Source organism: Halanaerobium saccharolyticum (assembly GCF_003053565.1).
Taxonomy (GTDB): domain Bacteria; phylum Bacillota; class Halanaerobiia; order Halanaerobiales; family Halanaerobiaceae; genus Halanaerobium; species Halanaerobium saccharolyticum_B.
This window is the reverse complement of record NZ_QAXS01000017.1, coordinates 25,067-37,624: the sequence shown is the minus strand read 5'-3', so window position 1 is coordinate 37,624 and position 12,558 is coordinate 25,067. Positions and strand designations below refer to the sequence as shown.

Annotated in this window: 8 protein-coding genes; all 8 read right to left on the bottom strand. The window is 28.1% G+C overall.

Translation table 11 applies throughout. From position 1 onward, the window contains the following. Positions 1 to 93 precede the first annotated feature (93 nt). Positions 94 to 480 (bottom strand): nuclear transport factor 2 family protein, encoded by a 387-nt coding sequence (locus tag C8C76_RS08010; protein WP_108140502.1) that lies wholly within the window; start codon positions 478 to 480, stop codon positions 94 to 96. A gap of 41 nt (positions 481 to 521) precedes the next feature. Beyond that, complete coding sequence (locus C8C76_RS08005) at positions 522 to 887, bottom strand: RidA family protein (RefSeq protein ID WP_108140500.1); 366 nt, start codon at positions 885 to 887, stop codon at positions 522 to 524. 283 nt (positions 888 to 1,170) lie between these two features. Then, positions 1,171 to 2,322, bottom strand: coding sequence for a protein kinase domain-containing protein (locus C8C76_RS08000; RefSeq protein WP_181248172.1), 1,152 nt, complete (start codon positions 2,320 to 2,322; stop codon positions 1,171 to 1,173). A 624-nt stretch (positions 2,323 to 2,946) separates the two neighbouring features. Continuing rightward, complete coding sequence (locus C8C76_RS07995; RefSeq protein WP_108140496.1) at positions 2,947 to 4,572, bottom strand: UvrD-helicase domain-containing protein; 1,626 nt, start codon at positions 4,570 to 4,572, stop codon at positions 2,947 to 2,949. Next, positions 4,569 to 6,326 (bottom strand): ATP-dependent nuclease, encoded by a 1,758-nt coding sequence (locus C8C76_RS07990; protein ID WP_108140494.1) that lies wholly within the window; start codon positions 6,324 to 6,326, stop codon positions 4,569 to 4,571. The genes C8C76_RS07995 and C8C76_RS07990 overlap by 4 nt, the downstream gene beginning before the upstream one ends. A gap of 195 nt (positions 6,327 to 6,521) precedes the next feature. Further along, positions 6,522 to 6,989 carry a hypothetical protein gene (locus C8C76_RS07985; RefSeq protein WP_108140492.1) on the bottom strand — a complete coding sequence of 156 codons (468 nt, stop codon included), beginning with the start codon at positions 6,987 to 6,989 and terminating at the stop codon, positions 6,522 to 6,524. A gap of 2,123 nt (positions 6,990 to 9,112) precedes the next feature. After that, a complete protein-coding gene (locus tag C8C76_RS07975; RefSeq protein ID WP_108140488.1) occupies positions 9,113 to 10,558 on the bottom strand; it encodes a hypothetical protein in 1,446 nt (481 codons plus the stop codon). 161 nt (positions 10,559 to 10,719) lie between these two features. Continuing rightward, positions 10,720 to 12,402 carry a hypothetical protein gene (locus C8C76_RS07970; protein ID WP_108140486.1) on the bottom strand — a complete coding sequence of 561 codons (1,683 nt, stop codon included), beginning with the start codon at positions 12,400 to 12,402 and terminating at the stop codon, positions 10,720 to 10,722. Positions 12,403 to 12,558: the final 156 nt, after the last annotated feature.

Here is a 12,558-nt window from a genome sequence, read left to right as displayed (position 1 = left end):
GAGGCAATAGCGAAACCGGCAATATTTTGTTATCGGATGGATGAGGTTTCCCCGTTAAACTGCAATATAATAATGATCTTTTAATCCTAGAGTCTATGTAATCTTCTGATTTGTTAATGTCCCTTGATGAAAAATCATTTTCCAACTTCCCTCTATATATTTCCATATTGAACTACGAATAGAACATATTTTTTTATCTTCTAGCTTGTTATTTTTTATTGCCTTATATTTTGCCAATATTATATCTTCTGCCAAAATATCAATTGAAAAATCTTTAATTTTCCAGATCTGAACATCACTATTGTCTTTACTATTAATAACATCACCTTTTTTATATTTATATATTTTTCCTGAACTACAATACTCAGTAAATTCGTCAGATAATAATCCAGAAACCTTTTCTGCAGATAGACGTACTTCCGGCTTTAATAAACTTTTTTCTAAATTCAAAATATGTTCTTTAAGAAAATCACTATCCATAATTTTTCACCTTTTCTTATAATATAGATATTACTTAACAACTATCCTTTAAACGCGATAGCATCAAGTTGAAATAAAAGCCCTTCCTGTCCGCCACGATGAGCAAACTCTGTTTGTATTGATTTTCTAGCTGGATATTCACCCTGGAATTTTTCTTTTATAATTTTTTCCATTACAGGTATATCCCAAATATCCCTAAACATACAATCAATTTTTACTACTGATTCTAATGTCAAACCAATTGACTCTAATCGGCTATTCAAATGATCAAACGCACCATTTATTTGATTTTCAATAGACTGTCCTATATTTCCTACACAATAATTTATGAAAACAAAGTCACCAGCTTCAACAATTCCAGAATGTGCCCATTTCTCATTTATATCACTTCTTATAATTTGACTCATTTAATTACCCCCTTGAATAAAGTATTTTTTTCTAAAATTTATGATTAATAAAATACTAAAGATGTGTCTGCAATATTTTTTTGTTTTTTAGATTTTCAATTTTTTCGCCTCATCTTTCCGATAACGTCCCTGGGATTTGCGCTCGTGCCTGGTTCCGCCAGGAACTGGCGTAAAGCTTGCTTTTTCGTATTCGTGATTGGTTAACCTGCAAGCTTTATGACAGAAGGCATGACGCCAATCCCATGTTATGCGAAGTACAAACTATTTTTTATTAATAATATTCTTATTCAATCCATTCTATTCTTATTTTGTAGGGAATATTTTTATTATCTTCATTTTCATTAATCAATCTTTGAATATTAAATCTTCCCACATTATAAGCACAATAATTAACAATATTTGCTAATACCTTACATGCTGATGGATTATTATTTATTTCTTTTAATAAATCTATTGCAATATATCCAAATTCATCGTAATCAGGAAAACTTAACTTTTTATTTTTTATTTTCTCAAATAACTTTTCTAATAAAAGCTCTAATTCATGATTATATTGAACACTAAAAATTTCCAGTAATTCATATGCTATTCTTCTATTACTTAATATTAATTCTAGCATAGTATTACCTGCGTCTTTTCGAATTAATAAACTATACATTTTTTCCGTAGAAATATCATTTTCTTTATACATTTTTTCTAGCTCTTCAGATGGCTCAAATGAATAACTAGAATTTTTTAATTCTTTGTATGCATTATACAATTCAGAAATATCTTTGTATCTTCTATCTAAATTTTTATTCGTTGCATTATCTACAATACTTGAATATTTATGTTCTATACTTGCAATACTTCCGCTAAAAATATAATCTATAATTTTTCCTAAAGAATATATTTCTGTTTGAATATTTGCATTTTGAATATTATCCAATTGTATAGGATCCGCGAAATGTGCAGTTCCAACTTGTTTTTCAAATTTAGTTTCGTAAGAATAAATTTGAGTCAAATCTTTACCTAATCCAAAATCAGCTAGTTTTGGATTGTCATTAAACATAAGAATGTTGTTATAACTCAAATCACGATGTATTGTATTATTATGTAATTCTTTCATTCCAAGAATTACCTTTTCACATAATTCTTCTTTTTTAGATAAAGAAATTTCATCATTTTTTTCTTTAATATATTCTTCTAAAGTACAATCAGCTAACTCCATTTCAAAAGAATATTCTTCTTCATTAAAATTGTATACTGACACTGTATAACAAGACTCATTAAAATCTTTCATTATTTCATATTCCCTCTTGAATCTGTGGGTATACTCTCTATTTTTTAAAAATTTTCTTTTAAGTTTTTTTACTGCATACTTGCTACCATTATCATTTTTTAAAAAGACTATAGAGAAATAACCTTTTCCTAATATATGCTTTTCTTCATTCATTAAGTATCCCTCACTTAACTGTAGTTTTGTTTGTATTTCGCATAACGATACTGGGATTCGCGGTGTGCCCGATGTCAACAGACCTGGTGAAAAGTTAGCAATCATATCCGCAATTGGTCAAGTGCTAACTTTTTGCCAGAGGGCATGCCGTTAATCCCATGTTATCTGTCTGTTATGACAATATCGACTCTATTACTTCTCATTTATCTTCAAAACTCCGAACCTCTATCCTCTTTTTTGCAACGGTCTTCCCGCAAAAAACTTAACCATTAGTCGGAAGTTTTGAAGATGATGCTGTAACCTATCATAAAATTGATCATGTTCTCCATTTACGCACCCAGGTTCGTTAATACCCTGCAGTTTCTATTTACTTTCCCCGGAGAAAGTATAATCACTTCATCCAGCGATGACCAAACCCTTTCTCTCGGTCTTATTAGCTGCAGTGACATTGTCATAATGTCAGATAACGTTCCTGGGATTTGCGCTCGTGCCTGGTTCCGCAGGAACTGGCGTAAAGCTTGCTTTAATATTTGTTGCTATCTAATATTGCAAGCTTTATGACAGAAGGCATGGCGCCAATCCCATGTTATGTGACGTACTTCGTTTCTAAAAATATATTGTATTTTAAATATCTACAGTATTTCTTAGTTCATACAATTTGTTATATTTAAAAAACTCAGATGGATTACCGTTTTTAATATCATTTTTATAATTATGTCTTTTAGTACTTGTACATAGTATAGAAGCTTTTCGTGCACGAGTTATTCCAACATAATGTAAATTAATATCCTGTTTAGGATTAGGATAATACTTTTCCCCTTTTTTGATTCTTTTTGATGGTAAAATCCATTCATATAAGTCTAAATGAAACACGACATCAAATTCCAACCCTTTAGATTTGTGTATAGTCATAATCTGAACTTCACTTTCCTTAGCTGGTTTAAAAACATCTAATGATTTAGGGTCTTTTAAAGTTTCTTTTATAAGACTAATTGATTTTTCACACTTATTATTCGGATAAATAATTTCAGCAATTTTTATAAAATAATCTACTAAAAATTTAAAATTACTGCTAATATCAGAAACTAATTCTTCTAATTTTTTCATTAGATCAATTAACTTTTGTAATTTATTTTTTTGTTTTGTAAAATCAATAAAATCTTCAAGCATTCCTATTTTTGTTTTACTATCATCAAATAAAACATATAATAATCTTCTAAAAATTATTGACCATCGATTTATATCTTTATCCAGATCTGTAGTAGTAAAAAATTTATGTTCTAAAACTAATGAATTATCTATTATTTTCCCCGTTCTATTACTTCTAACTAAAACTGCAAATTTCTTATTATTATCTATATCAAATTTTTTAGAAAAATAAGGAATTGCTACACTCAACCAGTCAGCTATATTAGATTCTAATCCAATTATTTTTTTGTCAAACACTCTTACATCTTCACAAGTTATTAATTTTGCTTTCTTATTTAATAAACGAGCAGAATAATTAACTATTGAAGGATGACAACGATGATTTACTGTTAATGGATAGAACTCAAAGTCATCATTACCCCCCTCCTCACTAGCTAAAGATTCTAGATATTTAGATTTTTTACCAGAATAAGCATAAATAGATTGATCTATATCTCCAACCGCAATAGCTTTTAAACCTAAGTCTTTCAATCTAAGAAACATAAGGTGTTGCTCAAGACTAGAATCTTGATATTCATCGATAATAATATGAGTATACCTAGCTTTTAAATAGTTTCGACAAGCAAGTGAATTATCATAAATATACAAAGCTAGCAAACCTATACTTTCCAGCCCAATTAAACCTTCAATAAATAAATTTTTTAAACAATCTATTTTATCTTTTGTCAAATCCTTATAATTTAAGTCTGTTATCCAATATAATTCATCTAGTTGTTTATCTACTTTTATTTCCGAATTAGGAAGTCCAAAAATTTGTTTTCCAAAAGGTATAATAATTTCAACAAGTAAAAAATTATGTATTGTTCCAAAAAAAGAAGCTTTCTTATCCAAACCATCTTTTAAACATCTGTTTTTTAATTCATCACTTGCTTTATTAGTGTAAGATATTGCAATAACACCTTTATAATCTAAACCTTCAGGAAGAATTTTACGTATTTTTTTTGATAGAACATAAGTTTTTCCACTTCCGGGTTTTGCAATTACAACTATATTATTTTTTTCATTTATTATTTCTTTTTGTTGTTTAGTAGGAGTAATCATTTTAATTCACCTTTAATAATTTTCTTAGAACAGTATAATGGTTTGGCAATATCATTATTTTCTAATTTTGATAAACAATCGCTATTTCTTAACAAGAAATCAAACATAAAAGTTGCTTTTTTATCTTGCATTTTTTTCAATGCATCAGTTACATCACTAGTTTCTAAGAAATCCATTATTTCATCTTTTATTTCACTGACTAACAAATCATTTTCTAAATCAGTTTCTGCTAAAAATATTTCATATTTTTTTAGTTGATCAATAAATCTAGTTGCCGATTCAACACTTTCATCAGGTGGGTTTTTAGTCTTAAAACAATTTATTAATTCTATTTCTTTTTCTTTTAAACTCTCAATAACTTCATCTTGTTTACAAAAATCATCGTATATCCCTAATGCTCTTTTAATTCCGGCAAATCTATATCTATTTTTATTTTTGATTTTAAAAATATCGTTATCTGTTCTAACTAACCATTCTATGTTTAATGCATTTAAAATATTAATATAATTTTTAAAACCTATTCCATCAACCATTAATATACTGATATTCAAACGGTCTAAGTCTATATTTAATTCTTTTGCCAACGTTTTATAAAATATAACTTCTGATTTTCCTTCTACTAAAAAAACTAAATCTGCAAAAAATGCTTCAGCTGGTATAATACTCATTCTATGACCGAATTCCTCAAATGCTTCATTTATTTTTCTTCCACATCCTTTATTTGCAGCCATAGTCTTTAAATTATCTTCATATAATCTTATTATTGAATTAGGAGAAAATTCAGAAGTAATCTGTGGTGAATGTGTAGTTATTATAACTTGTCCATTCAAAGTATTATAAAGATATCTAGCTAATTTTCTTTGCTGGTGAGGATGGAGATGAGCTTCAGGTTCTTCAATACAATAAATTACAACTTCAAGAGGATTAGATTCTTTTATCTCATTTTTAGCTGCCCATAATGCTAAAAATATTTGATTATTACGACCATCTCCACCAATTGTCAGACTTTTCCCATTAGCTTTAGAAGATAATTTAATATTATCTACAAAATGAGATACATTGGAAGCTCCAACATCAAATATAATTTGTTGATTTTCATGATGAAAAGCTAAATCCTCTAGTTCTTCATTTATACTAGTAGTAGCTTTTTTAATAAAAGATAAATTTGTAACTTGGTTATTAACTTGATCAAGGCTGCCTTCTATCTCATTTAATTTTCTATTATCTTGACTTATTTCTGATTCTACTCTTTTTTCTTTAGCTTCTTGTAGTAGATATTTTTTTTCTCTGCTAATATATGAAAATAAATCTCTATTACTGCTAATATATTTCAAATGCAAAAAACGACGATAAAATCGTTCTCTTAATTCTTCCATTTCATTTTCCTTATGTCCAGCATAAAACTCATAACTTTTTGCGTTTGTTTCTGGGTCTCTTGTAGCCTTATATTTTAAGTATAGTATATCATTATCACTTATATAACCTTTCATCTTAGAGATAACACATTCTTCTTTAACTTCTTCAAATTTTATTAAAATAGACAATTCATTAGTTTCTTCATAAGCATAAAAATCGCTGTCCTTTGGTTCTATATCAACTTCTGAAAAACTTTTATCTAACAAAATTCTCAAAGCATGTAATAAATTTGATTTTCCAACATCATTAGCTCCCATAATTAAAGATTTTTGATTGAAGTTAATTGTTTCATTTTTAAAATTTCTAAATCCTTTAAGTTTCACTTGACTTATTATCATATTATCACCTTTCTCAATTTTTTCATATAATATTATAGAAGACTTGTATAATTAATATAAGGCAGATGCTAATCAAGAAGTATGTCACATAACGTATCAGGGATTTAAGAAGTTCATGAACCTTAGCGCGACGCGCTTGGTGAATGAATTTGGATGGAACGTAGTGGAATCTTAAATCCCATGTTATGTGATGTATTAAAACTCACCTTTTAAATCATTATCTTTCTTCCAATTAATATCGACCAAATTTACTTCCAATTCTCGATAAAGTCCTTTATTATCTTTAATATATATTATTTGTTTTTCGTTTATTTCTTTCGGTATTATTCTTCCATTTTTGTTTGTTGCAACTAACCCATTCATATTATTATTTAAATCAAAAATAGTTAGTTTTACAATTATATTTTCTAAAGCATTTATAAGTTCATTATTACTTGAATTATTTGTAAACCATTCTTCAATAATAAAATATCTTGAACATAAAGACCATTTATAATTACTAGAAAAGTATCTATTACTAATCCTCTTTTGATTTACTGATATTTTATAATAAGGTATAAAATTATCTGCTTTGCTTGGCATGAGTTTTGGTTGATACATATCAACTAATTCTAACTCCACTTTGTATTGTTTGTTCGGGGCAAATATTAATTGGTTTTTCATTATTATTTCCCTCTCTTAATAAAACTCCCTTAAATAAGTTTTTAATAATCTAAGTTTTAATATTTCACATAACGTAACCGTATTGCCGAAGTCCATCAGACCTTAGATAGCTCCTATCTTGGTCTGATGGATTTGGACGAAGTGACGTAGGAGCGGAGTCGGCAATATATTGTTATATGATGTGGAGCGCTATCCCACGTTTATAAACCATAATTTAATTATTATGAATTTCTTTTATTTCTATTTAATTGATTTCATAACCTTACTATAGGATAAACTTCTATTTACCAATACTAATACAGACTTATTTATTTATCATTACTTTTTTTATACTTTATTACTAAATAACTCAATAATATTATACTAATTATAATAAACTCAATAATAAAGTCTCTTTCAACACCAAACTTTTCTAAAACTGTAGATATCACAAAATAACTTAAGACTCCTAACATAAAACTTATAATACTATTTTTTTTTAACATATAGGTTGTCTCCCTTTTAATTATATTAATTTATTATTTCAGCGCACCATTTCATATAACGTTACGAGCATTTGCGACGTGGCTGTCCTGCTCTTTAGGTTGGCACATCTCTTGCCATTAATTCGCATTTTTAGCTTAAGCTGCTGCAAGAGATGTGACAAAAGCCATGTCCCGAAGGGCACGGATGTCTTGCTGCTCAATTTTATACCCAGTAGCGCCAATGGTCTGTTATATGCTGTAATAACTTGCCGCGTAAAAAGTTTATCTCTGCTTCAACTTAATGAAATATCACTATTCTTCCTTAACCAGCAGATAAGTTCATGAATTCTGTACTATATTAAATCTTCACGAAGTGCGTGAAGATAAATTACAGTGACTAATTTACCTTCTGATATATGTAAATAATTTTGTAAATTATAATCGCCCAGGTCTATTGTTAAAACCACAGAAATCTATCAATTACTATTTTCTTCATTTGCAGGAGTTAGTTCATGCCAGTTAGCGATGCCCCAACCCTCCTTTTATCTTTTTCTCTTCTTTGCCGATGTTCAGTTATTATTGCATATAACGATACTGGGATTCGCGGTGTGCCCGGTGTCCACAGACCTGGCGCAAAGTTAGCTATCATATCCACAATTGTTTAAGTGCTAACTTTGTGCCAGAGGGCATGCCGCTAATCCCATGTTATCTGTCTGTTATAGCAACATCGACTCTATTACTTCTCATTTATCTTCAAAACTCCGGACATATATCCACTTTTTTGCAACGGTCTGCCCGCAAAAAACCTTAACCATCAGTCGGAAGTTTTGAAGATAATGCTGTAACCTATCATAAAATTGATCATGCTCTCCATTAATGCACTCAGGTTCGTTAATACCTGGCAGTTTCTATTTCCCTACCCCGGAGAGAGTATAAAAATATCATCATGCGATAACCAAACCCTTTCTCTTGGTCTTATTAGCTGCAGTAACTTTTGCTATAATGTCAGATAACGTCCTGAGAATTGACGACGTGGCTGTCCTTGCTCTTTAAGGTTGGCGCATCTCTTGCCTTTCCTCTGCATTTTCAGCTTAAACAGCTGCAAGAGATGTGACAAAAGCCATGTCCCGAAGGGCACGGACGTTTTAATGTTAAATTTTATACCCAGTAGCGTCAATGCTCTTGTTATGTGCTGTAATAATTTGCTGCGTAAAAAGTTACTCACTACTTCAACTTACTAAATGCTGATATTAACTCTTAACCAGCAAAAAAGTTCATAAATTCTGTACTATATTAAATCTTCACGAAGTGCGTGAAGATCTAACAGTGACTAATTTGCCTTCAGATATATGTAAAAAAATTTGTAAATTATAATTGCCCAAGTATATTGTTAAAACCACAGAAACCTAACAGTTAATATTCTCTTCATTTGCAGGAGTTAATACATCTCAGTTAGCGATGCCCCAACCCTTCTTTTATCTCTTTCTCTTATTTGCTGATGTTCAATTATTATTGCACATAACGTTACTGGGATTTGCGCTCGTGCCTGATTCCGCAGGAACTGGCGTAAAGCTTGCTTTTTCGTATCCATGATTGGGTAATCTGCAAGCTTTATGACAGAAGGCATGACGCCAATCCCATGTTAGACGACGTAGAATTTCATATTTTACTACCATTCATTATCCACTTTCTTAACCAATTAGGTTTTAAACCTTCATATTCTAGCCACATCAATATTTCTTTATAATTTATATCCTTACTACATTTCTTTATAATTTTTTTTGATTTTCTTGCTAATTCATTATCTTTATCATCAGCAAAAAATATTGTTAAAATCGCTAATTCATTTATATTTTGATTATTTAAATTGATTTTTTTAATTACATTATTTAATGATTTTTTTATATCAATGTAATTTAATTTTCCTTTTATATAATATTCAGTAATAGCTGCGAGAGATATTTCTTTATTATCTTCTTGGAAAAATTCATCCTCAGAAATTTTCATATAATCTTTATTTTTTATGAAAGAACGAACTTCTTCAACACTAGAATACAGTTCATTATGTATTTTATTCCACCTATTTTCCCAAATGCCTAATCCAAGTTCCATTGATATTGTTCTAGCTGTTAATGTTTTTATAACCTGTATATATGAAAAATCAATATCAGTGAGAGGAAAAAAGGGAGGTAAAGGCCATATAACTTTATCTTGATAAACTTGTCGTCCATGAGCAACTTTATTTCTTGATTTGATTAATATCTTCACTAAATTTTGCACCTTTTTATCTAGCAAATTAAGATTATCTAACATATAACATATTTTAGTATAAACAGATAAATTATTTCCCAATAAAGCATCATTAAAATAATTTATATTTTTGTTTTTTTCCTGTAATAAATGATCACCATATAAATTAAACATATTTTCTAATATATCATTAAACACTTTTTCTATCTTTTTATTAACCTCAAATTTCAATTGTTTTTGATACTCTGTTGAAAGAAGCTCTAATATATGAAAAAAAGACAATAAAGCTTCATCATCGTGTAAATAACTTCTCTCTTCTGTTTCTTTTAACAAATATAAGGCCTTTCTCCATCTATCTAATAATGATGACACTAGCCTTTTTGTTGATTTATTTTTGGAAGAGACTTTTTCTAACAATATTTCAGCATCATTATTTAAATTTTTACCATCAAATTCAAAATTCATTACTTTAACATTTTCAATTTCAGCAACTCTATCTCCTTCACATAATTTTTCAGCTTCTGTACTTAAAATTTCATATGAAGTAAATGGATATTCTGTTAAAAAACTTAATACACTAAGTATGATTAACAAACGTGGTCTGACATACCTAGATATTTCTATAACTGAATCAATTTCATATAATGGTGATTCAATTTCTATTAATATATATTTTTTTATATCTTTAGATAAATAATCTAACCCTTCCGATTCACTTTTTATGTTAGGTAATTCCTTTATTGTTTTAATATGTGAGTTTAATACAAAAAAATTAACATTTAAATTAAAGTTTATTGGCAAATAGTATCTTTTAACTCCTCTTTTTAAATTAATATTATTGTTACATTTATTCATAATATGCCTCCAATTCTATGTCGTCTAACGTCCCTGGGATTTGCGCTCGTGCCTGATTCCGTCAGGAACTGGCGTAAAGCTTGCGTTTTCATATCCGTAATTGGTTAAGTTGCAAGCTTTATGACAGAAGGTATGACGCCAATCCCATGTTATGTGAAGTATTATTCGGCCTCTATTTCAATCTGACAATAACTAGATCTCAATATTATTTTTTCATTATCTCTAACTGCATTCACATAGGTATTTAAATCATCTAATGAAAAATTAACTAAAAATTCTTTTGCAATTATTTTAACTGGTTGTCCATTTCCACGTACAATAATATCTCTACTCATCATTAAATATCTAATTATAAAACCTAAATGTTTCTTTTTTAATGACATCAATTCTGTTCCACCATGCATAATACTTTTAATTAAAAGTCTCGCAACATTTTCTTTTTTGTTAATTAAATCATAATATAAATCAAAACTTATAGATAACATATATTCTTTAAATTTTTTTGTGATCTTTCTATTATTTATTAGTTCTGCTAGCATACGTCCTAATAAAATTATACTACTAATAATTATATTATCATTTTGATGTTCTACACGATCAATTTCAATTTTAGCATGATTGTTTTCTTCATTTAAGTATTCAATAGACTTTATCCAATCCCTAACATCAGAAAATAATAAATATAAAATATAATTATATTTTGTGGGAAACTCGTCATCTAAATTCACATATTTATTAGGGTTATAATTAATACATATTTCTTTTACAAAGTAGTAATAATAATATAACCACATATGCCAGTCAATTTCTTGAAGAATAGAATTATAAATCATGTATACAAAAAATTTTCTTCCTTTAACAATAGGATTTTTTTCTAATAATTCCTCATCTTCATTTTCATAAGGTTCATTGAATTTATCATTATCAGTTCGCCTCATTTCAAGTAGAGTACTAATAATTCCTTCACCAATTGGTCTATATACCTCATATTCTTTTGCTACACTGATATCATTAAATAAAAAGAATAATATTTCATTATCATTATTTGGCTTTTTCTCACATTGATCATAATCTAAAGTACTTATATAAGAAGTTTCGTCTAATTCTTTATATAAGATACTTTTAGGATCAAGTATACAAAAATTTAAGAATGTTTCAAGGAAATTATTTGTATAATAATTTTTTTCTAATTTTACCAAATCTAATGCAAAATAAGGTTTAATTTTTATAAGATTCCTAATAAAATTTTCATCTGTAAAAAGTATTCTCAATAGTTCTTCAACACTTTCTTGTTTTTTGATTTTATTATCATTAAAAATTTTAAATAAAGAGGACTTAATCTTATTTATCTTTTTGTTTTTTGTCTTGGAGTTCTCAAAATCGTCTGAAAGAAAATCTTCTAGCTTATTTTTCTTTTTAGAAATGTTAAAATTTAATATTTTCCTCAATACATTCATATTACTACTTAGCAAATAAATTAATTCATTATAATTTTCTTTAAATTGCAATTCTTCTAAGGTTAATTTTAAAACATCTATTTTATAGGTAGGTATTTCTCCATATTTTATTCTCAAAAATAAATATAAAAACATAATTATAAACAACATATATAATGAATTAGCTGGTGTAACTCCATATTTCGATAATCCAAATCCCAAATTTAAATTGAAATTTACAAATATATTATAATACAATAAATAGTGAACTACTAAAATAAAAATAGTGAAAATTATAAAATCTATTCTCCTGCTTTTGGTTTTTAATTCCAATTTTTTATATTTAGGCATAATACTATATATTGCAATTATTATAGATCCCACTGTAAGTATACTGTTAAAAGACATAATTACTCCCCTTTTTTAGAATAATATTTCACATAACGTCCCTGGGATTTGCGCTTGTGCCTGATTCCGTTAGGAACTGGCGTAAAGCTTGCTTTTTCATATCCGTTATTGGTTAACCTGCAAGCTTTATGACAGAAGGCATGACGCCAATCCCAT